The sequence below is a fragment of the Tsukamurella sp. PLM1 genome (assembly GCF_023168325.1).
Classification (GTDB): Bacteria; Actinomycetota; Actinomycetes; order Mycobacteriales; family Mycobacteriaceae; genus Tsukamurella.
The window spans coordinates 3,536,690-3,560,676 of record NZ_AP025688.1; the positions used below are offsets into that span (position 1 = coordinate 3,536,690).

Annotated in this window: 31 protein-coding genes and 3 pseudogenes; 8 read left to right on the forward strand and 26 right to left on the reverse strand. The window is 69.5% G+C overall.

From position 1 onward, the window contains the following. Positions 1-17: 17 nt before the first annotated feature. The 4 genes from rpsD to rpmJ form a co-directional block, all read right to left on the reverse strand. Entirely contained in the window at positions 18-623 is a 606-nt protein-coding gene (rpsD, locus tag MTP03_RS18165) for a 30S ribosomal protein S4 (RefSeq protein ID WP_248489412.1), read from the reverse strand. A 21-nt stretch (positions 624-644) separates the two neighbouring features. After that, positions 645-1,058 (reverse strand): 30S ribosomal protein S11, encoded by a 414-nt coding sequence (gene rpsK, locus MTP03_RS18170; protein ID WP_068573267.1) that lies wholly within the window; start codon positions 1,056-1,058, stop codon positions 645-647. Next, complete coding sequence (gene rpsM / locus MTP03_RS18175) at positions 1,058-1,429, reverse strand: 30S ribosomal protein S13 (RefSeq protein ID WP_248489413.1); 372 nt, start codon at positions 1,427-1,429, stop codon at positions 1,058-1,060. The genes rpsK and rpsM overlap by 1 nt, the downstream gene beginning before the upstream one ends. A 184-nt stretch (positions 1,430-1,613) precedes the next feature. Then, positions 1,614-1,727 (reverse strand): 50S ribosomal protein L36, encoded by a 114-nt coding sequence (gene rpmJ / locus MTP03_RS18180; protein WP_013127970.1) that lies wholly within the window; start codon positions 1,725-1,727, stop codon positions 1,614-1,616. Between the two features lie 228 nt (positions 1,728-1,955). Between rpmJ and MTP03_RS18185 the strand changes: the two genes are divergently transcribed. Next, complete coding sequence (locus MTP03_RS18185; RefSeq protein ID WP_248489414.1) at positions 1,956-2,693, forward strand: S1 family peptidase; 738 nt, start codon at positions 1,956-1,958, stop codon at positions 2,691-2,693. A gap of 69 nt (positions 2,694-2,762) precedes the next feature. Here MTP03_RS18185 and infA read toward each other — a convergent pair whose 3' ends face one another. Further along, the gene (infA, locus tag MTP03_RS18190; RefSeq protein ID WP_005140011.1) at positions 2,763-2,984 is read right to left on the reverse strand and encodes a translation initiation factor IF-1; all 222 of its coding nucleotides are present in this window, start codon (positions 2,982-2,984) and stop codon (positions 2,763-2,765) included. Positions 2,985-3,074: 90 nt separating this feature from the next. Continuing rightward, positions 3,075-3,617, reverse strand: a complete 543-nt coding sequence (locus MTP03_RS18195; RefSeq protein ID WP_248489415.1) for an NUDIX domain-containing protein — start codon at positions 3,615-3,617, stop codon at positions 3,075-3,077. A gap of 73 nt (positions 3,618-3,690) precedes the next feature. Between MTP03_RS18195 and MTP03_RS18200 the strand changes: the two are divergent. After that, positions 3,691-4,990, forward strand: a pseudogene (locus MTP03_RS18200) (bifunctional o-acetylhomoserine/o-acetylserine sulfhydrylase). Positions 4,991-5,121: 131 nt separating this feature from the next. Here the strand turns inward: MTP03_RS18200 and MTP03_RS18205 are convergent. The 11 genes and pseudogenes from MTP03_RS18205 to rpsH all read right to left on the reverse strand — a co-directional run bounded on the left by MTP03_RS18205 (position 5,122) and on the right by rpsH (position 12,350). Next, positions 5,122-5,818: pseudogene (locus MTP03_RS18205) on the reverse strand (hypothetical protein). 37 nt (positions 5,819-5,855) lie between these two features. Next, positions 5,856-6,629, reverse strand: coding sequence for a MerR family transcriptional regulator (locus MTP03_RS18210; RefSeq protein ID WP_248489416.1), 774 nt, complete (start codon positions 6,627-6,629; stop codon positions 5,856-5,858). Positions 6,630-6,688: 59 nt separating this feature from the next. Further along, on the reverse strand, positions 6,689-7,423 hold the full coding sequence (map, locus tag MTP03_RS18215; RefSeq protein WP_248492286.1) for a type I methionyl aminopeptidase: 735 nt from the start codon (positions 7,421-7,423) through the stop codon (positions 6,689-6,691). A gap of 56 nt (positions 7,424-7,479) precedes the next feature. Beyond that, positions 7,480-8,025, reverse strand: coding sequence for an adenylate kinase (locus MTP03_RS18220; RefSeq protein ID WP_248489417.1), 546 nt, complete (start codon positions 8,023-8,025; stop codon positions 7,480-7,482). Then, positions 8,022-9,332, reverse strand: a complete 1,311-nt coding sequence (secY, locus tag MTP03_RS18225; protein WP_248489418.1) for a preprotein translocase subunit SecY — start codon at positions 9,330-9,332, stop codon at positions 8,022-8,024. Before secY ends, MTP03_RS18220 begins: the two co-directional genes overlap by 4 nt. 314 nt (positions 9,333-9,646) lie before the next feature. Continuing rightward, the gene (rplO, locus tag MTP03_RS18230; RefSeq protein WP_248489419.1) at positions 9,647-10,105 is read right to left on the reverse strand and encodes a 50S ribosomal protein L15; all 459 of its coding nucleotides are present in this window, start codon (positions 10,103-10,105) and stop codon (positions 9,647-9,649) included. Between the two features lie 3 nt (positions 10,106-10,108). Next, positions 10,109-10,288 (reverse strand): 50S ribosomal protein L30, encoded by a 180-nt coding sequence (gene rpmD, locus MTP03_RS18235; RefSeq protein ID WP_126196462.1) that lies wholly within the window; start codon positions 10,286-10,288, stop codon positions 10,109-10,111. A 3-nt stretch (positions 10,289-10,291) separates the two neighbouring features. Next, positions 10,292-10,948 carry a 30S ribosomal protein S5 gene (rpsE, locus tag MTP03_RS18240; RefSeq protein ID WP_248489420.1) on the reverse strand — a complete coding sequence of 219 codons (657 nt, stop codon included), beginning with the start codon at positions 10,946-10,948 and terminating at the stop codon, positions 10,292-10,294. A gap of 43 nt (positions 10,949-10,991) precedes the next feature. After that, positions 10,992-11,393, reverse strand: coding sequence for a 50S ribosomal protein L18 (rplR, locus tag MTP03_RS18245; RefSeq protein ID WP_248489421.1), 402 nt, complete (start codon positions 11,391-11,393; stop codon positions 10,992-10,994). 3 nt (positions 11,394-11,396) lie between these two features. Next, positions 11,397-11,936 carry a 50S ribosomal protein L6 gene (gene rplF / locus MTP03_RS18250; protein WP_248489422.1) on the reverse strand — a complete coding sequence of 180 codons (540 nt, stop codon included), beginning with the start codon at positions 11,934-11,936 and terminating at the stop codon, positions 11,397-11,399. A 15-nt stretch (positions 11,937-11,951) separates the two neighbouring features. Further along, positions 11,952-12,350, reverse strand: coding sequence for a 30S ribosomal protein S8 (gene rpsH, locus MTP03_RS18255; RefSeq protein ID WP_126196458.1), 399 nt, complete (start codon positions 12,348-12,350; stop codon positions 11,952-11,954). A gap of 368 nt (positions 12,351-12,718) precedes the next feature. Between rpsH and MTP03_RS18260 the strand changes: the two are divergent. After that, positions 12,719-13,075: pseudogene (locus tag MTP03_RS18260) on the forward strand (hypothetical protein); the annotation flags it as partial. 21 nt (positions 13,076-13,096) lie between these two features. Here the strand turns inward: MTP03_RS18260 and MTP03_RS18265 are convergent. Beyond that, positions 13,097-13,612, reverse strand: a complete 516-nt coding sequence (locus MTP03_RS18265; protein WP_248489423.1) for an OsmC family protein — start codon at positions 13,610-13,612, stop codon at positions 13,097-13,099. A 104-nt stretch (positions 13,613-13,716) separates the two neighbouring features. Between MTP03_RS18265 and MTP03_RS18270 the strand changes: the two genes are divergently transcribed. Continuing rightward, the gene (locus MTP03_RS18270; protein WP_248489424.1) at positions 13,717-14,925 is read left to right on the forward strand and encodes a hypothetical protein; all 1,209 of its coding nucleotides are present in this window, start codon (positions 13,717-13,719) and stop codon (positions 14,923-14,925) included. Here MTP03_RS18270 and MTP03_RS18275 read toward each other — a convergent pair. After that, entirely contained in the window at positions 14,922-16,088 is a 1,167-nt protein-coding gene (locus tag MTP03_RS18275) for a cellulase family glycosylhydrolase (protein ID WP_371820991.1), read from the reverse strand. The two genes, MTP03_RS18270 and MTP03_RS18275, sit on opposite strands and share 4 nt — an antisense overlap. Positions 16,089-16,527: 439 nt before the next feature. Here MTP03_RS18275 and MTP03_RS18280 point away from each other — a divergent pair, with 439 nt between their 5' ends. Beyond that, complete coding sequence (locus tag MTP03_RS18280; protein WP_248489426.1) at positions 16,528-16,749, forward strand: hypothetical protein; 222 nt, start codon at positions 16,528-16,530, stop codon at positions 16,747-16,749. Between the two features lie 362 nt (positions 16,750-17,111). Here the strand turns inward: MTP03_RS18280 and MTP03_RS18285 are convergent, their stop codons facing one another. The 7 genes from MTP03_RS18285 to MTP03_RS18315 form a co-directional block, all read right to left on the reverse strand. Then, the gene (locus MTP03_RS18285; RefSeq protein ID WP_248489427.1) at positions 17,112-18,206 is read right to left on the reverse strand and encodes a phosphatase PAP2 family protein; all 1,095 of its coding nucleotides are present in this window, start codon (positions 18,204-18,206) and stop codon (positions 17,112-17,114) included. A gap of 433 nt (positions 18,207-18,639) precedes the next feature. After that, positions 18,640-18,825: a type Z 30S ribosomal protein S14 gene (locus MTP03_RS18290; protein ID WP_068522657.1), complete on the reverse strand. Its 186-nt coding sequence runs from the start codon at positions 18,823-18,825 to the stop codon at positions 18,640-18,642. A 3-nt stretch (positions 18,826-18,828) separates the two neighbouring features. After that, positions 18,829-19,392: a 50S ribosomal protein L5 gene (gene rplE / locus MTP03_RS18295; protein WP_248489428.1), complete on the reverse strand. Its 564-nt coding sequence runs from the start codon at positions 19,390-19,392 to the stop codon at positions 18,829-18,831. A 2-nt stretch (positions 19,393-19,394) separates the two neighbouring features. Continuing rightward, positions 19,395-19,700 (reverse strand): 50S ribosomal protein L24, encoded by a 306-nt coding sequence (rplX, locus tag MTP03_RS18300; RefSeq protein WP_126196450.1) that lies wholly within the window; start codon positions 19,698-19,700, stop codon positions 19,395-19,397. Position 19,701: 1 nt separating this feature from the next. Further along, positions 19,702-20,070, reverse strand: coding sequence for a 50S ribosomal protein L14 (rplN, locus tag MTP03_RS18305; RefSeq protein ID WP_013128004.1), 369 nt, complete (start codon positions 20,068-20,070; stop codon positions 19,702-19,704). A gap of 193 nt (positions 20,071-20,263) precedes the next feature. Next, a complete protein-coding gene (locus MTP03_RS18310) occupies positions 20,264-20,428 on the reverse strand; it encodes a hypothetical protein (protein WP_248489429.1) in 165 nt (54 codons plus the stop codon). A 947-nt stretch (positions 20,429-21,375) separates the two neighbouring features. Next, positions 21,376-21,588, reverse strand: a complete 213-nt coding sequence (locus tag MTP03_RS18315) for a type II toxin-antitoxin system VapB family antitoxin (protein ID WP_248489430.1) — start codon at positions 21,586-21,588, stop codon at positions 21,376-21,378. 132 nt (positions 21,589-21,720) lie between these two features. On the opposite strand from MTP03_RS18315, the gene MTP03_RS18320 reads away from it, so the two are divergent. From MTP03_RS18320 to MTP03_RS18330, 3 genes are read left to right on the forward strand one after another with little or no spacing between them, the layout of a single operon-like run. Next, entirely contained in the window at positions 21,721-22,752 is a 1,032-nt protein-coding gene (locus MTP03_RS18320) for an endonuclease domain-containing protein (RefSeq protein ID WP_248489431.1), read from the forward strand. Then, a complete protein-coding gene (locus MTP03_RS18325; RefSeq protein WP_248489432.1) occupies positions 22,745-23,416 on the forward strand; it encodes a hypothetical protein in 672 nt (223 codons plus the stop codon). The genes MTP03_RS18320 and MTP03_RS18325 overlap by 8 nt, the downstream gene beginning before the upstream one ends. Next, positions 23,413-23,907, forward strand: coding sequence for an ATP-binding protein (locus MTP03_RS18330; RefSeq protein ID WP_248489433.1), 495 nt, complete (start codon positions 23,413-23,415; stop codon positions 23,905-23,907). The genes MTP03_RS18325 and MTP03_RS18330 overlap by 4 nt, the downstream gene beginning before the upstream one ends. The last annotated feature ends 80 nt before the right edge of the window (positions 23,908-23,987 follow it).

Below are 23,987 nucleotides of genomic sequence, written 5' to 3' on the forward strand. Positions count from 1 at the left end.
GGCGACCCCGTTACTACTTACTTCGAGTAGTACTCGACGATGAGCTGCTCCTGGAAGGGCACGACGATCTGCTCACGCTCGGGCACGCGGTGCACGAGGATGCGCAGGTTCGACGGGACCACCTGGAGCCAACCCGGAGCGGTGCGCTCGCCGACGGTCTCACGCGCGATCTGGAACGGCGTGGTGCCGAGCGACTTCGGGCGGACGTCGATGATGTCGTACTGCGAGACGCGGTACGAGGGAACATCCACGCGGACGCCGTTCACCGTGAAGTGACCGTGGGTCACCAGCTGGCGGGCCTGACGACGGGTACGGGCCAGGCCGGCGCGGTACACGACGTTGTCGAGACGGGTCTCGAGGATCTGCAGCAGCGCGTCGCCGGTCTTACCGGAAGCCGACTTGGCCTCCTGGTAGTAGCGGGAGAACTGCTTCTCCATCACGCCGTACAGGAAGCGCGCCTTCTGCTTCTCCTTGAGCTGCAGCAGGTACTCGGACTCCTTGATCCGCGCGCGGCCGTGCTGGCCGGGCGGGTAAGGACGACGCTCGAACGCCTCGGAGCCGCCGACGAGGTCGACGCCCAGACGACGGGACTTACGGGTGACAGGGCCGGTATAACGAGCCATGGTTTCTCTCTCCTACCTTCCCTAGACCCGACGCCGCTTGGGCGGACGGCAACCGTTGTGCGGCTGCGGCGTGACATCGGAAATGGTGCCCACCTCGAGGCCGGCGGCCTGCAGCGAGCGGATGGCGGTCTCGCGACCCGAACCCGGGCCCTTGACGAAGACGTCGACCTTCTTGACGCCGTTCTCCTGCGCCTTGCGGGCGGCGTTCTCGGCGGCGAGCTGCGCGGCGAACGGGGTGCTCTTACGCGAGCCCTTGAAGCCGACGTGGCCCGAGGAGGCCCAGCTGATCACGTTGCCGTTGGGGTCCGTGATCGACACGATGGTGTTGTTGAACGTGCTCTTGATGTGGGCGTGGCCGTGCGGGACGTTCTTCTTCTCGCGACGACGCGAAGCGCCCTTCTTCGCACCGGTGGCGGCGCGGGACTTCGGAGGCATTACTTCTTCTTTCCGGCGATGGTCTTCTTCGGACCCTTACGGGTGCGAGCGTTGGTCTTGGTGCGCTGGCCACGCACGGGCAGGCCACGACGGTGGCGGATGCCCTGGTAGCACTGGATCTCGATCTTGCGACGGATGTCGGCCTGCACCTCGCGGCGCAGGTCGCCCTCGACCTTGTAGTCGTTCGACTCGATGAAGTCGCGGAGCTTGGTCAGGTCCTCGTCGCTGAGGTCCTTGCTGCGCAGATCCGGGCTCACGCCTGTGGCGTCCAGAATCTCAGTCGCGCGGGTACGGCCGATGCCGTAGATGTAGGTCAGTGCGATCTCCATGCGCTTCTCGCGCGGGAGGTCGACACCCATGAGACGTGCCATTCTTGGCGGTTCCTTCTTCTCGTTCGGAGGTCTGCTCCCCGCCCGTCCTCGCTGGTTCCGGCGCTTTCACGCCGGCCGAGGCCCCGGCCTCCGAGCCGGGGGTCCCACGGGGGCTCGTATGCCCCGCTGGTGCGGAGAGGTCATCAATTGCTGTTCAAGCGGCGAACCGCTCGAAGCGCAGTGATCAGCCCTGACGCTGCTTGTGGCGCAGGTTGTCGCAGATCACCATGACCCGGCCGTTGCGGCGGATCACCTTGCACTTCTCGCAGATCGGCTTGACGCTGGGGTTGACCTTCACGTCAGTCCTATCCCTTGTTCAGTGTTTTTCCACGCCGCACCGGGACTCCGGCGCAGCGCCACGGCGCGCACGACGAAGCCGCGCACGCACGCGATGATCCAGTGTACGCTGCGCGCGTCGAGCGCCCAAATCCACCCTCTCCGCGCTCTCATGCTAGCCTCAGGAACATCGCGCGACATGCACTATCCGCTACTGCTGATTCCCGCTGATCCGTAAGGACCCTCAGTCATGCGTCTGACAACGCCCCGCCGCCTCGCCGTCGCCGCCACCGCAGCGGCGGGCGCCGCCGTCTCCGTCCTCGTCGCCACCGCGCCGGCCACCGCCGCGCCCCGCGTGGTGATCGGTCCAGGCTCCGAGATCGACATCGTGCAGAAGGAGACCGCCGAGGGCATCGAGGTGTCCGCCTGCACGCTGGGCGTCCTGGCGACCACCCCGGACGGGCGCCGCGTGGGCGTCACGGCCGGGCACTGCGGGAAGGTCGGCGAGGAGGTCACCGTCCCCGCCCCGGGCCAGGCCCGCGCGCTCATCTCCGTCGGGAAGTTCGAGAAGTCGTCGAACCCGCCCACCAAGGTGATCGACGGCCGGGAGTTCACCACGAACGTCTCGCACCCCGACTGGGGCACCGTCGCCTTCAAGCAGGGCGTGCCGCTCGTGAACCGCCTGGGCAAGGCGGCCCCGAAGTCGCTCGGCAAGGCGAAGATCGGCGACAAGGTCTGCAGCCAGGGCCGCACCAGCGGCTGGGTGTGCGGCTCGGTCACCGATGTCACCGACAACCGCTTCCGCACCGACCTCAAGCTGCGCTCGGGCGACAGCGGCGCGTCGCTCATCCGCCTGTCCGACGGTGCCGCGCTCGGCATCCACGCCACCGGCTCGGGCGAGCCCGGCAACGACGGTTCGGAGGTCTCGGACTACTGGGACCTCGGCTTCGTCCTCGCCCAGGCGGGTGGCCTGCGCCTCGCGGTGTAGCCGCCGGACCACGAAGAAGACCCACCCCGCGGGGTGGGTCTTTCTCGTATCCGGCTGCGCGCTACGCGGTCACTTGTACCGGTAGACGATGCGCCCGCGCGTCAGGTCGTAGGGAGACAGCTCCACGACGACGCGATCCTCGGGCAGGATACGAATGTAGTGCTGCCGCATCTTGCCGCTGATGTGCGCGAGCACCTTGTGCCCGTTCTCCAGCTCGATGCGGAACATTGCGTTGGGGAGCGGCTCGACGACGCGGCCCTCCACCTCGATGGCTCCGTCCTTCTTCGCCATACCCTCCACGATCCTGTGTGTCTGCACGGGCGCCGGTTGCGCCCGAGACCGCAGCGAATGTTCGCTGCACTACCTGCCCATTCTACGCGCTCAGGACTCCTCGGACGAATCGTGGTCGATTCCGGTCCCGGGTGTGACGCGACCGGTCACCAGGTGCAACGCCAGCTCCACCGAGTCGGGTACGAAGTCCGCCGGGTCCGCGGCGACGGCCGCCAGCAGAGCGTCCGGCTCCATCCAGTCGCCGCTCGCGACCTCCTCCGGTTGGTGGACGACGACACCGTCGAACACGCAGACGTACTGGAAGCACAGGAACCGGGTGGCACCGTCGGCGTAGGGGCGGGTACCGACGGGCCGCAGCGCGACCCCGCGGACCCCGAGCTCCTCGAAGGCCTCGCGCGCGGCACCGTCGTCCGGCGACTCCCCCGCCAGCAGCACCCCGCCCGCGCAGAAGTCGCGCAGGCCCGGGTACAGGTCCTTGGTGACGGTGCGGCGGTGCACGTAGATCCGCCCCTCGGGGTCGAAGACGAGGATCGCGGTGGCGGCGTGGCGCAGGTTCTCGGCGCGGACCCGCGAGCGGAGCGCCGCGCCACTCGGACGGCCGGCGTCGTCGTACAGCGCGACGATCTCGTCCATCTCACCCCTCACTTCAACACCAGTATGAGTCAAACCCTGGACATCGCGGAGCGGGTGCACTTGTATCGGGGCCATGACCAATCCGGACAGCCCCACCTGGCACTTCGAGACCACGCAGATCCACGCCGGACAGACGCCCGACGGCGACACCAACGCGCGCGCGCTCCCGATCTACCAGACCACGTCGTTCGTTCAACAACACCGATCACGCGGCGGCGCTGTTCGGACTGGCCGAGCCGGGCAACATCTACACCCGCATCATGAACCCCACGCAGGACGTGGTCGAGCAGCGGATCGCCGCGCTCGAGGGCGGCGTCGCGGCGCTGCTGGTGGCGTCCGGTCAGGCCGCGGAGTCGCTGGCCATCCTCAACCTCGCCGAGTCGGGCGACCACATCGTGAGCTCGCCGTACCTGTACGGCGGCACCTACAACCTGCTGCACTACACGCTCGCCAAGCTGGGCATCGAGGTCACCTTCGTCGAGGACCCGGACGACCTCGAGCAGTGGCGCGCCGCAGTCCGCCCGAACACGCGCGCCTTCTTCGCCGAGACCATCTCCAACCCGCGCGGCCACGTGCTCGACGTGTCCGGCGTCGCCGGCGTCGCGCACGAGAACGGGCTGCCGCTCATCGTCGACAACACCGTGGCGACCCCGTACCTGCTGCGCCCGCTCGAGCACGGCGCCGACATCGTGGTGCACTCCGCCACCAAGTACCTCGGCGGCCACGGGTCCGCGATCGGCGGCGTGATCGTCGACGGCGGGAAGTTCGACTGGACGCAGGGCCGGCACCCGGGGTTCACCACCCCCGATCCCTCGTACCACGGCGTGGTGTTCGCCGACCTCGGCGCGCCCGCCTTCGCGCTCAAGGCCCGCGTGCAGTTACTGCGCGACCTGGGTCCCGCGATCTCGCCGTTCAACGCGTTCCTGCTCTCGCAGGGCATCGAGACGCTGAGCCTGCGGGTCGAGCGGCACGTCGCGAACGCCCAGAAGGTGGCGGAGTTCCTCGACGGCCAGGAGGTCGTGACCGAGGTGATCTTCGCCGGGCTGCCCTCGTCGAAGTGGTACGACCGCGCGCAGCAGTTGCTCCCCAAGGGGGCCGGCGCGGTGGTCGCGTTCGAGCTGGCCGGTGGCGTGCCCGCCGGCAAGGCCTTCGTCGACGCGCTCACGCTGCACAGCCACGTCGCGAACATCGGCGACGTGCGCTCGCTGGTGATCCACCCCGCGTCCACGACGCACAGCCAGCTCTCCGAGCAGGAGCAGCTCGAGGCCGGCGTCACGCCCGGCCTGGTGCGCCTCGCGGTGGGCATCGAGCACATCGACGACATCCTCGCCGACCTGCAGTTGGGCCTCAAGGCCGCTGCGGACGCGTCCTAGGCGGAACCGATGCGCGCTGTGCGGTGGTGGCGTTCGGCCGTCCGCTCGGTCCTCCGGTCCGACGGTGCCTGGACCTCCGCCGTGCAGCGCGGCTGCACGTGACACCACGTACTGAACGGGTCGTAGGCCCGCTACCGCTCCAGGGCGGCGCGGACCTGGCGTTCCAGGGCGACGGTGGCGGGTTTCGGCAGGTCGATGAGGCCCTCGAGCTCGGACCGGGCGCGTTGGTAGGCCTGCTGCCGCTCGGGGCCGGTGGCCCCGCCGTCGAGGGCGACGGCCGAGGCGCTGCGCCCTGGCGAGACGCTCCTGCTCGAGCGGCGAGAAGTCGCCCCGGCGCCGGCGCTGCGCCTCCTGCTCCGCCACGGCGAACGCCGCCGCGTACGCATGCACCGCGTCCCGGTACTGCTCGACGTCGGCGGCCGTCGGGCCGGTCGCGGCAGCACCGTCGGGCCCTCCGGGCGGAGCAGGTCCGCGCGACGCTTGGCCTTATGGAATTCGACGGTGAGCGGCTCCCGCATGTCGATCATCATGGGGAAGTCCAGGATGGTCGCGAGGTCGGTCTCGTAGCCGAACCAGCGCGTGTCGACCTCGTCGTGCTCGGCGCGGGCGCGCGTGAGCTCGCGTTCGACCTGCGCCGCGTCGATCCGGCCCATGCCCTTGGCCTGTGCCAGCGCGACCTTCGTCTCCTGTTTGATGCGGTACCGCTCGAGGCGGCGGGCGGCGCGGCGCTCGTTCCACGCCGCGACCGCCCGCGCGCCTCCCGCGAGAGCCGCCCAGCGGGAACACCAACCACCAGAAGTCCCTCGCGAACTCGAGCACCTGGTCCACACGACCAGCGTACTGACCGCCTCGAAGGACCGCGGGACTACTGCTGCTCCGCGTTGGCGACGACGATGTCGTGCACGTACTGCGTCAGCCCCGGCGCGATGTCCTCGTAGTGCTGCGTGAACCGGGGATCGGCGAGATACATCTGAACGAGGTTCACCTGCATCGCGTAGTCGCAGTCGTAGTACGTCTCGATACCGGCGCGGTGCCGTTCGGCCAGCGCGTTCGCCTCGCTCGACCCCGGCGCGACCCCGCGCGCGAGGCCGTCGGCGAGAGCGGCCTCGAGGGCGTCGCCCTCCGCCTTGATCCGCTTCCAGTCGTCCTTGGTGAACTGCGCGGTCCGATTCCGGCTCTGCTTCCACGCCTCCGTGTCGCCCCAGCGCTGCTCCGCCTCCTCGGCGTACTCCTCGCCGAGCCAGTTGTCGCCGAAGATCTCGGTCTGCTCCTCGGCGGTGAGCTGGACGCCCTGCTTCTTGCTGTTCATCATGTCCTCCACAGCCGCGACCATCCGGTGCAAACGGTCGATCCGCTCGGAGAGCAGCTTGCGCTGCTGCTCCAGGTGCGCCATGGCGTCGGCGGCCGGATCGTCGAGCAGGGTCGCTATCTGCTCGAGGGGGAAGCCCAGCTCGCGGTACATGAGCACCTGATGCAGGCGCTCCACGTCACCGTCGGAGTACACGCGGTACCCGGCGCGCGTACGCCCCGACGGCACCACGAGCGAGATCTCGTCGTAGTGATGCAGGGTGCGCACGCTGACGCCGGTCAGTCGCGCGATCGCGCCGACGGTGCGCTCTGCGGGCCTTCCTTCGTTCACGCCGACCACACTCGTGCCTCACGCGGCGTGAGGGTCAAGCGCGTTTTCATCGCCGCAGGTCAGGGACGCGGGGTGAGGATCCGGGGTCCGCCGGCGGTGACGGCGACCGTGTGCTCCCAGTGGGCGGAGCGCGCACCGTCGTCCGTGACGACGGTCCAGTCGTCATCGAGGACGGAGGTGTCCGGGGTGCCCAGAGTGAGCATCGGCTCGATCGCGAGTGTAGAGCCGACGACCAGGTGCGGGCCCTTGCCCGGGTCGCCCTCGTTGGCGAGGAAGGGCTCCATGTGCATCTCGCGGCCGATGCCGTGGCCGCCGTAGCCGTCGACGATCGCGAGGTCGCGACCCAGGCGCGCGGCCTGCGCGTAGGTGGCGGTCTCGATGGCGTGGGAGACATCGGTGAGGCGGTTGCCGTCCAGCATGGCGGCGATACCGGCCTCCATCGCGAGGCGGGTGGCCTCGGAGAGATCCGCATCCTCCGCAGACAGCTCACCCACGCCGAAGGTCCACGCGGAGTCGCCGTGCCAGCCGTCCAGGATGGCGCCGCAGTCGATGGAGACCAGGTCGCCTTGCGCCAGCACCGTCGACCGGTCCGGGATGCCGTGGACCACGACCTCGTTGACCGAGGAGCAGATCGAGCCCGGGAAGCCGTGGTAGCCCTTGAACGACGGGACCGCGCCGGCCTCGCGGATCACCGTCTCGGCGACCTCGTCGAGTTCGAGCGTGGAAACGCCGACGCGGGCGGCGTCGCGGACCGCGACGAGCGCGCGGCCCACGACGGCGCCCGCGGCGGCCATCGCGTCGAGCTCTCCCGCAGAGCGGAAGGGCACGGTCTTCTTGCGGCGGAAACGACTCACTTGTCGAGCTGCGTGGTCACGCGGCTCAGCACCTCGTCGACGGTGCCGACGGCGTCGACGTGCGTGACGGCGTCGCCGTAGTAGTCGAGTAGCGGCGCGGTCTGGTTCGCGTACACCTGCATGCGGTTGCGGATGACGTCCTCGGTGTCGTCCGCGCGGCCGCGCGCGAGCATGCGCTCGACGACGGTGTCCTCGGGGACGTCGAAGGAGACCACGGCGTCGAGCTTCTCGCCGCGCTCGGACAGGATCTCGCCCAGCGAATCGGCCTGATCGGTCGACCGCGGGAAGCCGTCGAGGATGAAGCCGTTCTTCGCGTCGGGCTCCGTCAGGCGCGAGCGCACCATGTTCACGGTCACCGAGGACGGCACCAGCTCGCCGGCGTCCATGTACTTCTTCGCCTCGACGCCGAGCTCCGTGCCCTCGCTGATGTTCGCGCGGAACAGGTCACCGGTGGAGATGTGGGGGATTCCGTACTTCTCCGACAGCCGCTCCGCCTGCGTGCCCTTGCCTGCCCCGGGAGGGCCGAGAATAACCAGTCTCACTTGAGGAATCCTTCGTAGTTGCGTTGCATCAATTGACTCTCGATCTGCTTCGTGGTGTCGAGCGCCACGACCACCATGATCAGCACGGCGGTGCCGCCGAACGGCATGTTGGACATGCTGCTGCCTCCACCGATCTCCAGGAAGAGGTTCGGGAGAATTGCGATGATGCCGAGGTACAGCGAGCCCGGCAACGTGATCCGCTGCAACACGTAGTTCAAGTAGTCGGCGGTGGGTTTGCCGGGACGGATGCCCGGGATGAAGCCACCGAACTTCTTCATCTCGTCGGCGCGCTCCTCCGGGTTGAAGGTGATCGCCACGTAGAAGTACGTGAAGAACACGATCAGCGCGAAGTAGACGACGATGTGCCAGGCACTGGCGGGGTTGACCAGGTTGGTCTGGATCCACTGCACCCAGCCGGCGGTCGAGCCGTTCGCGACGAGCTGGATCACCAGCTGCGGCAGGTACAGCAGCGACGACGCGAAGATCACCGGGATGACGCCGGCGGTGTTCACCTTGAGCGGCAGGTAGGTGGACGAGCCGCCGTACATCTTGCGGCCCACCATGCGCTTGGCGTACTGCACCGGGATCCGGCGCTGCCCCTGCTCGACGAACACCACGGCCACGATGATCAGCAGCACCGCGACGCACACCAGGACGAACGTCAGCACGTCCTTGTCGAGGATCTGCTTGCCGTCGGCGGGGAGGCGGGCGGCGATGCCCGCGAAGATCAGCAGCGACATGCCGTTGCCGATGCCGCGCTCGGTGATGAGCTCGCCGAACCACATGACCAGGACCGCGCCGGCGGTCATCACGATCACGATGGTGACGAGGGTGAACAGATCGTTCTTGGCGAGGATCGGCTTGGTGCAGCCCTGCAGCAGCTGGCCGCGCGAGGCCATGGCGACGATCGCCGTGGCCTGCAGCAGTGCCAGCGCCACCGTGAGGTAGCGGGTGTACTGGGTGATCTTCGCCTGGCCGGCCTGGCCCTCCTTGCGGAGGGTCTCGAACCGCGGGATGACCACCATCAGCAGCTGGATGATGATCGACGCGGTGATGTACGGCATGATGCCGATCGCGAACACCGACAGCTGCAGCAGCGCGCCGCCGGAGAACATGTTGATCAGCGAGTAGATGTCGGCGTTGCCGCCCTTGCTGATCTCGTCGAGGCACTCACCGACGTTCTTGTAGTCCACACCGGGCGACGGCAGCGTGGCGCCGAGCCGGTAGAGCACGAGGATGCCCAGGACGATCAGGATCTTCCGCCGCAGATCCGGGGTCCGGAAGATCGGGACTAGGGCCGAAAGCACACATCCTCCTGGCAGCCGGGCGGCCCGGACGGGCCGCCACGCTCGTGGACGCGCGCGCCGCCCGGGGCGGGGCGCGACGTCCTCATGGGTAATCCTGCAAACGTATGAACTCTAACAGCCGTCGTCATCAAGGCTGTTCAGGGAGGTTGCCGGGCGGGATCCGCGACAACCGTCCCGTGTGCGACCGTGGCCCGCGGGATCGAAGGCACCGCCCGGCAGGAGGCAGGCGGACCGTCGGACCCGCGAAACGAGAGCCGCGGTAGGCACCGGAGACCGGCGCCTACCGCGGCGTCCACGTTGCGCAGCGCGAGGAATTAGGCCTCGGCCTTGGCGGCCAGCTCGGTGGCGGAGCCACCGGCGGCCTCGATCTTCGCCTTGGCGGCGCCGGTGACCTTGGTCGCCGTCACGTCCACCTTGACGTTGATCTCGCCGTCGCCCAGCACCTTGACGACGCGGTTCTTGCGAACCGCACCGGCGGCGACGAGGTCGTCGATGCCGATGGTGCCGCCCTGCGGGAACAGGCGCGCGATGTCGCCCACGTTCACCACCTGGTACTCGACCCGGTTGCGGTTCTTGAAGCCCTTGAGCTTCGGCAGCCGCATGTGCAGCGGCATCTGGCCGCCCTCGAACGCCACGGGGACGTTCTTGCGGGCCTTGGTGCCCTTGGTGCCGCGACCGGCGGTCTTACCCTTCGAACCCTCACCGCGACCCACACGGGTCTTGGCCGTCTTCGCGCCCTTGGCCGGACGGAGATCGTGCAGCTTGATAGCCATTGCTTACACCTCCTCCACTTCCACGAGATGCGACACGACCTGGATCAGGCCGCGGTTCTGCGCGGTGTCCTCGCGAACGACACTCTTGCGAATGCCCTTCAGGCCAAGGGTGCGCAGGCTGTCGCGCTGGTTCTTCTTGGTCCCGATGGTGCCACGCACCTGGGTGATCTTGAGCTCTGCCATGACTTACGCTCCCTGACCTGCACGGGCGCGGAGCATGCCGGCCGGGGCCACGTCCTCGATGGGCAGGCCGCGACGAGCCGCGACCTCCTCCGGACGCTGCAGCTCCTTGAGAGCGGCCACGGTGGCGTGCACCACGTTGATGGCGTTGTCCGAGCCGAGGCTCTTGGCGATGACGTCGTGGACGCCGGCCGCCTCGAGCACCGGACGCACGGCGCCACCGGCGATGACACCGGTACCGGGGCTGGCGGGACGCAGCAGCACGACGCCGGCCGCGGCCTCACCCTGCACCGGGTGCACGATGGTGTTGCCGATCAGCGGCACGCGGAAGAAGTTCTTCCGGGCCTCCTCGACACCCTTCTGGATGGCCGCGGGAACTTCCTTGGCCTTGCCGTAGCCGACACCGACCATGCCCTGGCCGTCGCCGACGATCACGAGTGCGGTGAAGCTGAAGCGACGACCACCCTTCACGACCTTCGACACGCGGTTGATGGTGACAACGCGCTCGATGTGGTTACTCTTCTCGGCCTCGTTCCGGCCACCGCGCTGATCGCGGTCGCGGCCGCCCCGGCCGCCGCGGCGGTCGTTGCGATCGTTCGAGTTCTCGTTGTTTCCGGCGGGGCCGTTGTTGCTGCCGCCGTCACGACGCTGACGTCCGGGCATCAGGCTGCCTCTCCTTCGATGGAAAACATGCTGGTGTGAGTCATTAGAACGTCAACCCGCCTTCGCGAGCGGCGTCCGCGAGCGCGGCGATCCGGCCGTGGTACTTGTTGCCACCACGGTCGAACACGACGGCGTCCACACCGGCTGCCTTGGCACGGGCGGCGATGAGCTCACCGACCTTCTTGGCCTGGGCCGACTTGTCGCCGCCCGCGGCCTTGACGTCCGCCTCCAGGGTCGACGCCGCGGCCAGCGTGTGGCCCTTGAGGTCGTCGATCAGCTGGACGTGGATGTGCCGGCTCGAACGCTTGACCGCGAGCCGCGGACGGACCGCGGTGCCCTCGATCTTCTTGCGCAGGCGGAAGTGGCGACGGGCCTTCGACGCGCGACGACGAGTCGAAACGTCCTTGCCCACCGGGGTGCGCTTGTTCTCAGTCTGAGTTGCCATGAGTTACTTACCCGTCTTTCCGACCTTGCGACGGATCTGCTCACCCTCGTAGCGCACACCCTTGCCCTTGTAGGGGTCGGGGCGACGGAGCTTGCGGATGACCGCCGAGATCTGGCCGACCTGCTGCTTGTCGATGCCGGACACGGAGAACTTGGTGGGGCTCTCCACCGCGAAGGTGATGCCCTCGGGCGCCTCGATCGGCACCGGGTGGCTGTAGCCCAGCGAGAACTCGAGGTCCTTGCCCTTGAGCGCCACGCGGTAACCCACGCCGTAGATCTCCATCTTCTTGGTGTAACCCTCGGTCACACCCGTCACCATGTTGGCGACCAGGGTCCGCGACAGGCCGTGCAGCGCCTTGTTGCGCCGCTCGTCGTCGGGACGGGCCACCACGATGGCGCCCTCTTCGTTCTTCGACACCGAGATCGGCTCCGAGACGGTCAGCGCCAGCTGGCCCTTGGGGCCCTTGACGGTGACGTCCTGGCCGGCGATCTGCACGTCGACGCCCGCGGGAACGACCACGGGGTGCTTACCAATACGCGACATAGTTCTTCTGTCCCCTTACCAGACGTAAGCGAGGACTTCGCCGCCCACGCCCTGCTTGGCTGCCTGGCGATCCGTGAGGAGGCCCGAGGACGTGGAGATGATCGCCACGCCCAGGCCGCCCAGGACCTTCGGCAGGTTGGTGGACTTCGCGTACACGCGCAGACCGGGCTTCGACACGCGGCGCAGGCCGGCGATCGAACGCTCACGGCTGGGGCCGTACTTCAGCGAAACGACGAGGTTCTTGCCCACCTCGGCGTCCTCGGTACGGAAGTCGGTGATGTAGCCCTCCGCCTTGAGGATCTCGGCGATGTTCGCCTTGATCTTCGAGTGCGGCAGCGTCACCTCGTCGTGGTACGCCGAGTTGGCGTTGCGCAGACGGGTCAAGAAGTCTGCGATCGGATCAGTCATGGTCATGACAGATTCGTCTACCTTTCTCGCAGCGGTTCCCATACATCGACGGCACTCCGGTCCCCCGACGAGTCGGGGCCTGGGGTGTCCGGCGGTGGGCCTACTACGAAGCAAGCGTCCTGCAATACCGTTGCACTGCAGGGTTCCGGACCGGACCGACCGCGCCGAAGCGCCGCCGTACCGGTTCGGGGTTGTACACCGGCCGTGCTCGGAGCACGACAGGCAACCTCACTAGTGTAGAGAAAGCGCCGGTCAGAGTCGAATCGGTCCGACCCACCCCGCCTTCCGGGCCCGACGGTGCCGCGGACCGTCGGGCATCCGGACGCCACCTCACAAGCCTTGTCGACCCGGTTTCCATACGCTAGCGTATGGACATGGTCTCACCAGGCGAAGTCATCCGGGATCCGCGCTTCTACGAACTCGTCGCCGCCGGGCAGGCGACGGACGCCGCGATCTGCATCCAGCCCATCCCCTACGTCGCGAAATGCCTCGACGACGTGGGCTGGCCCGAGGGCAACAGCCGCTGGTTCTTCCCCGTGGTGAAGGCGGCGTCGGCCGTCGGCCTCGCCGCTGCGCCGCGATGGCCGGGCCTCGCGCGACTGACCGCGATCATGCTCACCCTCTACTTCGCGGTCGCCGTCGGGCTGCACATCCGCGCCCGCGACCTGCGGCTGAACTTCGCTGCGGCCACGTCGCTGCTGGTGTTCTACGGCGCACTCGCCGTGACGGGGCCGCCGCGCACCGTCGAGGCCCTAGCCGACGCGCAGCTCGGTGGTGACCGGGGTCGGGTTCTGCGTCAGGTCCAGGACCGGGCAGTGCGCGTCGACGGTGGCGGTCAGCTCGCGGTAGCGCTCCTCGGGGTCCGGCCCGGAGATCTCGACGACGACCCGCACGGCCGTGAAGCCGGGGCGCACCGTCTCGTCGAGGCCGAAGAAGCCGCGCACGTCGAGGTCGCCCTCCGCGCTGAGCCTCAGCTCGTCGATCGTGACGCCGAGCTTGTCGGCGTAGAAGCGGTACGTCACGACCTGGCAGGACAGCAGCGCGCCGAGGTACGCCTCGACGGGGTTGATCGCGGTGTCGTCGCCGCCGAGGGTCGGCGGCTCGTCGACGGCGAGGGTGTGCCGGCGCGCGGTGGTCACGCTGCCGACGGTGCCCTGCGGCACGGCCGTCGCCGAGAACACGACGTGGGCGTTGGCGGTGTTGCGGGCGACCGCCTCGTCGGTGGCGTCGATGATGGCGGTGAGCGTTCCGGTGGTGGACGCGGTCATGGAGACTCCTTGGTCGGGGTTCGGATCCATCGCGGAACCTATGCCCGATTCGCCCGGAGCACATCGGTTGCACTCACCGTGATCGCCGCCGATACGCTTTGACCGTGCCCACGTCTCTCACGGTCGCGTTGATCGCAGTGCTCAGCACCGTCGGCCTGGTCGGGGCCGCGGTGTCCGACGGTGCCGCCTCCCTCGCCTGGGCGGTCGGGACGGTCGTGGCCGTCGGCGCCCTGGCGTGGCGACTGCGGTCCGCGCCCGCGTGGTCGCCCTACACCGCGGCGTTCGCGACCGCGATCCTCGTCGTCTCCGCCGGGGTGCCGGCGGCGATCGTGCTGACCGAGACCGCCGGCGGGCGCGGACCGTCGGTCTTCGCGTCCGAGGACGACGGCGCGATCGACCCATCGGCCGAGCTGCGCCGCGCGCTCACCAAGGCCGGCGAGCTGCTGCCGGGCGGCGCCGACGCGATCCTGTCGATCGACATCGACGAGAACTCCACCCAGGTGTACGTCCTCGACCTGACGAAGGGCCAGCGCGTCTCCGCGAACTACTCGCAGTCCAGCGACCAGTGGTACGAACCGAACCGGCACTCGACCACCGACCGCGCCGATGCCACGTTCCGCGCCACCGACCTCGCCGGACTCGACCTCACCGCGGCCACGAAGAAGGCCACCGCCGCCGCCGACACCATCGGCGTCGACCGGAGCTCGCCCCACGCCTCCGACGGCGTCGAGATCGAACGCCGCAGCCCGGACAAGAAGCTGGTCGCGACCTTCGGCATGTCCGGCACCGACATCGAGACGGACGCGGCGGGGAACGTCCCCGACAACCTCGCGCTCGCGAAGGTCGACGGGCTGCTCCCCCTCGCCGAGCGGCTGCTGCGGGCCAACGGGTTCGACCCCGCGCAGCCCGTCCTCGACCGGATGGACTACCGCGTGTTCGCCCCCAACGTGAGCTCGGTCGGGTCGGGTAAGGGCACCGTCGAGCTGAGCATCGACGGTGCCGGCAAGCGCGGCACCCTGAGGGAGACTGTCGGGAAGTTCCCGGAGGTCGACCTGCGGCCGAGCACATCGTCGAGCGACGACTCGTTCGCGCTCCGCACGGTGAGCGCGGCCGCGATCGAGCGGGCGCGCGCCGACCTGGTGCAGCGGCGGTCGATCATCCCGATCGACGCGCACGCCCTGGGGCTGCGGGTCGACCGCGACACGCGGCGCAGCTCACGCGCCGCGCCGCCGGTGATCATGGAGGTGGGGCTCGGCCCGGACGACGAGGCCTACTACTCGATCGACGGCAGCTTCCTGCGCGCCGACGATTAGACGGCCGCGGTGAGCCTGCGGACCGTGGCGACCTCGGCGTCCCTGTAGGGGCGGCCGTCCGGCCAGAGGAGGTCGTGGAACCACTGCTGCGGCTGCCGCGCACCCGTGTAGGGCTGTTTCCACGAGTCCCACGGGTAGTACGTCTGGCTGCGGCCGGCGACGAAGCCCCACTGATAGGCGTCGATGCCGAGTTCCTTGCAGATCGGCAGGATCGCCTCGATGGTGCTGCCCTGCGGGCGCGCCATGTACTCGGTGAGCAGCAGCGGTCGTCCCTGCTTCGCGAGGTCGGCGGCCATGGCGCGGAACTTCTCCGGCGGGTCGTAGCTGTGGAAGCTGATCACGTCGGACTGGGCCAGCTGGACGGCGCGGATCTCGGGGCGGGTGTCGGCCCAGACGCCGGAGGTCAGCGGCTGCGTCGGGTTGCCGGCGCGGGCCCACGCGAACGCCTGCGGCAGCAGCTGCGCGACGCGGGCCACCTTGTCGGGCGGGGCGAGCGGGTAGGAGTCGGCCAGGTTCTCCGGCTCGTTCCACACGTCCCACGCGATCACGCGGGGGTCGTTCGCGAAGGCCGTGACGACGCCCGTGGCGTAGGCCTGCAGCTTCGCGGTGTCCTGGCTGGTGAGCGCTGCGGCGCCCGGGCTCTGCACCCACGTCGAGTTGTGCACGCCGGGCGTGGGCTCGCGCTGCACGCCGGGCTTGGGGTTCGGGTCCCAGCACGAGTCGAACAGCACGAACATGGTCTTGATCCCCTGCGCGGTGGCCGTCGCGAGGAAGGTGTTCAGCCGCGCGATGAACCCCGCCGGGTCGGCGGTGTACAGCTGGTCCTGCAGGAACACCCGGATCACCCGCATGCCCACGCCCTTCGCCCAGCCGAGCTCGAGGCTCATCCGGTTGGGGTCGAAGGTCTGCGCCTGGAACATCTCGAACTGGTTCCCGGCGTTGGCGTTGATGTAGTTGCAGCCCACCGACCAGGGATTCTGCGCCCGCCACTGCTGTGCGCGCTCCGGGGTCCACCTGGCTTGCGCCGGCTGTCCGGCCGCCGGCGTCGTCGGCCCGACGGTGCCGCCCGCTCCCGCCCCGGAGCCCGGATCGGCGCCCGCCCGCGCGGCGATCATCGCAGCGGGAACCGCGGCCGCGACGCCCAGCGCCACCCTTCGAGTCACAACAGTCACATGAACACCATACGCAACACTCGCCCCGATTCGGACGTTGCATGCGCGGTGCGTGTGTCGCGCGATGCTGCCGCTCTGACAGTCGCCGATGCGGGTGCGGGTGCCGATGCGGGTGCGGGTGCCGGCGCCGGCGCCGGCTCCTATAGGGAGCCGGACTCCCCGCTGAATCCGGACTCCCCAACTGCAGTCCCTGGGACTCCAACTGCACTCGGGGACACCAGTTCCCCACAGGGAGCGGATACACGGCGAACTCGGGGACACCAGTTCCCCACAGGGAGCGGTCAGCCCTCGATGGCCTTGCGGGCCTCGGACTCGAGTTCGGCGCGAAAGCGCGGGGCGCGGGCAGCACGCCGCGGTCGACCAGCTTGTCGACGGTGCCGACCACCTGGTTCAGGTACGCGGCCCGCTCGGCGGCGGTCGACGAGTTCGCGTGCCGGTACAGCTTGAGCCCGCGGTCGAGGTCACGGACGTCCTCGTCGGGCAGCCCGACGGTGCCGGTGCTGCGGGCGTGCCGGTCGGCGGCGTACCAGCCGGTGCGCAGGTCGGTGACGGCGTCGGCGTACTCGGCGCCGGCGGGCTCGCCGGGGTACTCGTCGGTGCGCAGCGCCCCGGCGTGCTCGAGCGCGTCGTGGAACGCGATCACCTTCGGTGAGCTCAGGTCCCACATCGCGGGGAACCGCAGCAGCATCTCGGGATCCAGCTCGTACGCGGCGTACTCGGAGAGCACCTCGTCGTGGCGGCCCACGGCGCGCTCCCACAGCGCCCTGCCCGACGGTGCCGGGGCCGGTTTCGGCGCGACCTTCGGCTGCGGCGCGGCCGCGGCGACGGGCCGTGGCCGCGGCTTGTCGCCACCGCCGCCGAACAGCACGATCAGGCCCACCATCAGGGCGCCGCCGATGAACACCAGGCCCAGCGGCCCGACGAACCGCATCGCGAACAGACCCACGATGACCAGTCCGATCGCCCCCGCTGCCACGCTACGCATCGGAATCACCCACGCGGTCAGCCTAGCGGTCAGGCCGCGAGCGCCGGATCCCCCGTCGCCCCGGTCCCGCCGGCCGCCCCCGCGTCCCCCGGCCGACGGGGCGCGGCACCGTCGGGCTGGGCGGGCCGGGCGATGCGCGCGTACGCGACCGCCATGATCGCTGCCGTCCCGAGCAGGGCGACGGCGGCGAGGTGGCCGCTCTGCGCCATCGGGACGCTGAGGTACCGGGAGGCGAGGAGGATCACGGCGAACGCAACCGCTCCGCCGGCGACGGTGACGATGCGGCGCGCGTGCCAGCCGTCCTCGGGACGGGCCATCGCGGCCTCGAGGGTGAGGACGAAGACGAACCCGGCGACGAGGTCGACGCCGTAGTGGGCACCGAGGCCGAGAGTGGCCGAGAGGGTGCACACCCACCACGCGATCCCGAACAGCTTCAGCAGCCGCGGACCGCGCAGCGCGTGCACCAGGATCGCGGTGGCCCAGGCGGTGTGCAGGCTCGGCATGCAGTTGCGCGGCGCCAGTGGGCTGTAGACCGCGGAGAACGGCTCGAGCGAGGTGGGCACGACGTGCGGCCACACGTCCATCCAGCCGGCGCCGGGCACCTGGTTCCCGAACGCGTACGCGGGGCCGACCACGGGGAACAGGAAGTACACGATCGGGCCGATGGCGCCGATCACGATGAACGACTTGACGATGTGATGGCGCGGGAAGCCGTCGGTGGAGCTGCGCCGCAGCTGGAAGTACGCGACGACCGCCGCGCCCACCGGGAGGTAGGTGTAGACCTTGGTGATGAGCCACAGGTAGGCCTCGTGGTCCTGCACGAACCGGCCCATCACCCACGACGGGCTGCCGAGCGCCCGGTCGGCGACCTCGACGAAATGGTCGGCCACCTCGGGCAGGGCCTGCATCGTCAGGCCCAGCCAGACCGCAGAGACGGCGTTCGCGACGATGAGGATCGCCGCCACGCCGACGGCCTTGAGCACGACCGCCCGCTCGCGGCCGCTCAGCCGCACGCCCGCGTACGCGGCGAAGCCCGCGAGCGCCCACATCACGCCGTTGCCGAAGTGCAGCGGCACGCCCGCGATCAGGCGTTCGGCGTTGAACAGCACCTCGGCGCCGAGCACCGTCGCGACGAACGGCAGCCGCAGCGCGCGGGGCAGGCAGATGAGGGCGGGCGAGCGCGGCCACCTTGACCTCGCCGGTGACGGGCCGGCCCACGAAATCGGCGACCAGGCGCTCGACGGGGCCGCGAAGCCCGCAGTACATCGCGGCGGCCTGGATCACCAGGACGAACGCCACGACGGCGAGGACCGCCCAGGTCCACTGCCGTCGTCCCCACCGGGCGCGGGGGCGCCCTCCGCGCGGTCCCCGCGGGAGCGCGAAGTCTGCACGCACCAACATGAGATGACAGCATAGTTAACAGGAGAGTAACTACGTGAATTCCGCACGCGTTTCGTGATGCGAATCGCGTCCGACGATGCAGAAGGGCGCGCACCCACGTGTCGTGGATGCGCGCCCCTCGCGCGGATCTGCTCCCGGGTCAGGCCCGGGGTTCACTCACCAGCTGCTCTTGTGCACACCGGGGAGCTCGCCGGCGTGCGCCATCTCGCGCAGGCACACACGGCAGAGGCCGAACTTGCGGAACACCGAGTGCGGGCGGCCGCACTTGTTGCAACGGGTGTACGCGCGGACGGCGAACTTGGGCTTCTTGTTGGCCTTGTTGACCAGCGCCTTCTTTGCCATGGCTCAGTTCTCCTTGAAGGGGAAGCCGAGGTGCTTGAGCAGCGCGCGGCCTTCCTCATTGTTGGTGGCAGTGGTGACGACGGTGATGTCCATACCGCGCGGGCGGTCGATGGAGTCCACGTCGATCTCGTGGAACATCGACTGCTCGTTCAGGCCGAACGTGTAGTTGCCGTTGCCGTCGAACTGGTTGCCGTTGAGGCCGCGGAAGTCGCGGATACGGGGCAGCGCGATCGAGGTGAGGCGATCGAGGAACTCCCACATGCGGTCGCCACGGAGGGTGACGCGCGCGCCGATCGGCATGCCCTCACGCAGCTTGAACTGCGCGATGGACTTGCGGGCCTTGCGGATCTCCGGCTTCTGGCCGGTGATCAGCTCGAGGTCCTTGACGGCGCCGTTGATGAGCTTGGCGTCGCGAGCGGCGTCGCCGACGCCCATGTTCACGACCACCTTGACGACGCCGGGGATCTGCATGACGTTGTCGTAGTTGAACTCGCTGTTCAGCGCGTCCTTGATCTCGGCGCGGTAGCGCGCCTTCAGCCGGGGCTGGGTCTTCTCAGCGGTGCTCATAATCAGATGTCCTTCCCGTTCTTGCGGGAAATCCGCACGCGCTTGCCGGTCTCCTCGTCGGTCCGGTAGCCCACGCGGGTGGGGTTGCCGTCCGAGTCGACGACCATCACGTTCGAGACGTGGATCGGGGCCTCCTTGACCTCGATCCCGCCCTGCGCGGTGGCGGAGGTGCTGGTGTGCTTCTTGATCCGGTTGACGCCCTCGACGAGGACCTTCTCAGCCTTGGGGAAGGCCTCGACGACCTTGCCCTTCGCGCCCTTGTCGGGGCCCGAGATCACGATGACGGTGTCGCCCTTGTGCACCTTCATGTCAGAGCACCTCCGGAGCCAGCGAAACGATCTTCATGAACTTCTTGTCGCGCAGCTCGCGGCCGACCGGGCCGAAGATGCGGGTGCCACGAGGGTCGTTGTCGTTCTTGATGATGACAGCGGCGTTCTCGTCGAACTTGATGTACGAACCGTCCGGACGGCGGCGCTCCTTGGCGGTCCGCACGATGACGGCCTTGACGACCTCACCGCGCTTGACGTTGCCGCCGGGGATGGCGTCCTTGACGGTGGCGACGATGATGTCGCCGATGCCGGCGTAGCGGCGCGAGCTGCCACCGAGCACGCGGATGCAGAGGATTTCCTTAGCACCCGTGTTGTCGGCGACCCGCACCCGCGATTCCTGCTGAATCACTGTTGCAGTCTCCTCAGACCTGGATTTTCATGCGCGCCGGATTACCGACCCGGACACGCGCGGTCCGTCACCCACGGCGCAGGGCCGCAGGCAACCCGTCCATGATAGGGGAACCCGCAGGTCGCTGTCGAATCGTGCCCGGTCGGGACGCCCCGCCTGCGGTCCTCATGCCCGACGGTCCGCCACGAACCGCTCAGTCGGAGGACCAGACCACGACATCGCCCTCGCCGCCCGCCTCGAACTCCTCGAGATGGCACTCGAGATCGTCGATCTTGATCTCGACGATGAACCGCTCCCCGTCGGGAATCGGAACGCCAGCCCGAATCCGCCGGAAGATCTCGAGCGTTCTGTGCGCCAACTCGAGGGGAAACCGTGGAGCATAGATCTTTCTGTCGTCGACGACGGACAGCGATGCGCGGGGAGGAGATGCGCGCTGGCAAGTTTCGCAGCTGCCACAGCATCATCGATCGCCATCCTCGAACTCGTCAGGACCCAGCACTCATCTCGCTCCGAGCCTTCATGACTACGGCCTTCATCGAGATCTATGACCTGCCCATCCCAGAAGACAAGAGGCCCGTCGTCGAGGCCTTCCCTGCCCCGGATCCACCGGGCGAGGCGATCGATCTCGGCGTCGATCATGCCCCGATCCCCGTCGTTGATCGGCACCCCACTTCGAACACTCCGCAGCACCGCCAACATCGCCCTGGCCACGTCGGGCGACCACGAGGGCGAGTAATTACGCCTGTCGTCGACGACGAGTAACACCGCGCGGTCGGAAAGACGAGCAGAGGCGGCTGTTGCGACCTCGACCGCCTCTCCGCTCGCCATCCTCGAACTCGTCAGGACATGGAACGCGTCGCGCACAGCGTCTCCTTCTCTCCGCCCTACGACGAGCCGTCACGTCGTCGGGGCGATGTACTGGTGCCGCAGCTCGCTCACGCGGGCGATGTGCTCGAAGTCGTGGTCGGCGGCGAGCACGGTCATCGTTAACGATGGCGTACGCGGCGATGAGGATGTGCGCGGGGCCCGCGGCGCGGACGAACCCGGACGACCACCGGGCGGCCTGCATATCGAGGACGAGATCTTCGTCCGGGGCGCGCTCGAGGGGGAAGCCCATCGTGATCCGGTCCCGATAGAGCTCGTGCTCGTCGGGCGTTCTCGCGCTGTGGCAGAACTCGAGCACCTGGGGCGGGCAGGTCACGAACAAGTCCGAGAGCGCGCGCTCGATCTGCCGCAACCGTGCGACCACCCCTGCATCGCCGGTCGCAAGCCGCGCCCAGACCGAGTTGTCAACCAGGTAGTCCGTCACGGCTTCGCGTTCGGGTCGACGACGGGCGCGCCGAGGCCATCGGGAAGTCCGGCGAGCTCGGCGATCCCGTCGATCATCGCGCCCTTCTGCTTCGACGCGATGAGTCGGCGCAGCGCGAGGTCGATCACGGAGCGGTTCGAGCGCTCCCCGGTGAGTTCACGAGCCCGCTCGATCAGTCGGGGGTCGAGGTCAACGCTGGTGACAGCCATGGGAACCCACCTCTCGATCGCTACATATCAGAGCATATAGACGGTGCGATCTGCGCGCTCCTGGGTTCAAGGGGCCTCCACCCTCCCGGAACACTCCGACCGCCGGTGGGTCGTTGCGCGTACGGTAAGTCCGTGGTGCTGTCCGACCTCCCGCAGAGCGGGGTCACCCGCCTGCGCGGTACGTCGGCGCCCGCGCTCGCGGCAGCGGCGGACCGTCGGACTCCCGAAGACCCGGTCGTGGTGTTTCCGGGCGTCACCACTCCCCTGCCGTCGGCGCCCAGCGCGATCATCGACGACGTGCTGGTCCGCGCGGCGGCGGTCGCGATCGAGCTGTTCCCCGCGTGGCTGCCGGACGGTGCGAACGCCCCCGAATCGGGCGGCGTCCTCGACCGGTTCACCGCCCGGGCGCTGAGCCACCGACACGACGGCGGCCCCGGCACGGGCGTCGCGCTCGGCGCGCTCGCCACCGCGGCGCTGCGCCCACCGTCCCTCGTGAGCTTCACCGAGCTCCCCGCCGCCGACCGTCGCGGCGCCGTCGAGTACGCGCTCACCCGCGGCTACGGCACGCGCCGGCTGGTCCTGGCCCTCGAGCTCCGCGAGCCACCGGCGCCGCACGCCGTCGACGCGCTCGCCACCGCCGCGCAGTGGCTCGCCCGCGGGGACTGCGCGGTCTGGCTCCTCGGGCCCGGCGCGGCGCCCCTCGACCGGTTCCCGCAGCTCGACGGTCCGCCGCGCACCGTCGAGCTGCCCGACGCGCCGTCCGAGGCGCTGGCGCGGCTGCGCCCGGCACCGTCGTTCCCGCCGATCTCGGGGCGCCCGCACCCGGCGAGCGCGGCCGAGGAACACCTCGAACGCGGGCTCGCGGCCGCGGCGTGGGCGGCAGACCGGCACTGGAACCGCAGCGTCGACCTGGGCGCGCTGCACCCGCCCGTGCGCGTGGACCTGCTGTTCGAGCGGCCCCGCCTGGTGGTGGAGGTCGACGGCGCCGACCACCGGACGCCCGACAAGTACGAGGCCGACCGCCGCCGCGACGCCGACCTCATGCTCGCGGGCTTCCGGGTGCTGCGGCTGACGAACACGCGGATCCTCACCGACCTGTCGGAATCGCTGTCGATCATTCGTAGGCTGGTGGCATCCGATTCGCGAGGGGCGCGTGGTGAATGATCTGACGTCCGGGCTCACCGGCACGGAGGTGACGGTGCTGTTGGTGCTGGCCGCCGCCGTGGACCCCGTGCGCAATCCCGACCTGAAGCTGCTCGGCCCCGCGCTGGAAGCGCCGTCGCGGCGCAAGCTGCAGCGCAACGGCCTCGTGGACGTGGAGCCCGGCGCCCGGCGCGCGCTCGTGCTCTCGCTGACCGACAAGGGGTGGGCGGCGGCGGCGGAACTGCTCGAATCCCCGCCCCCGCCGCGCGCCACCCCGCAACTGCGCGCGCTGCTCACCTTCGGGGCGAGCGTGGGCCGCTACCTGCGGCGCGAGTCCCTCGCCCTCGGCGAGGTGATGACGCCCGCGGCACCGGTACCCGCCTCCACGCCGAGCGCCCCGGCGCCGACAACCCCGGCGACCGGGGCCGCGAGCACCGTCGACCTGGTTCGCGCGGCATACCTGCGGATCGCGGCCCCGGGGGCGTGGGTCGCCCTGGCGCGGCTGCGCGCCGCGCTGCCCGGCGTGCCGCGCGACACCGTCGACGACGCCCTGCGTGAGCTGTACCCCGAGCCCGGCGTGCACATCGTCGCGGAGGACAATCTGAAGGCCCTCACCTCCGAGGACCGCGCGGCCGCCCTGCACCTCGGCGGGCGCCCCCTCCACGCGATACGGATCACCCGATGACGCTCTCCGACACCCAGCGCGCGGCGCTGCGTTCCGTTCGCCTGAGTTGGGCTCCGACGTACGAGGAGGTGTGGGACTCGGCGTCGGACGGCGTGCACGTGGACGGCCTGCACACCGACGTCTGGGAGGACCTCGAGGACGCCCTCGGCGACGCCGTCGCGAGCACCGGCTCGTCCCCTACCGGCTTGGTGATCACCGGCAACGCCGGCACCGGCAAGACGCACCTGCTGACCCGGTTCCGGGCCGAGGTGCAGGCCGCGGGCCACTACTTCGTGCTGCTGGAGCTGCTGGACTCCTCGGACTTCTGGCGCGCGGCGCTCACCTCGTTGCGCAGCTCCCTGCTGCGCCCGGCGCGGGACCACGACACGCAGCTCGCGCAGCTGATCTGGCTGCTGTCCGACGAGGCGGGGCTCTCGCGGGCGCACCGCCGGGAGTTCTCGGGCGATGCGGTGCCCACCCCGCCGGGCTCGACGCGCTGGTCGCGGCCATGAGCAAGCGGCGCCCGCAGGTGCGGCAGTACCACGGCGTGCTCCGCGCGCTGGTGCTGCTGGCCTCCCCCGACACCCGGCTC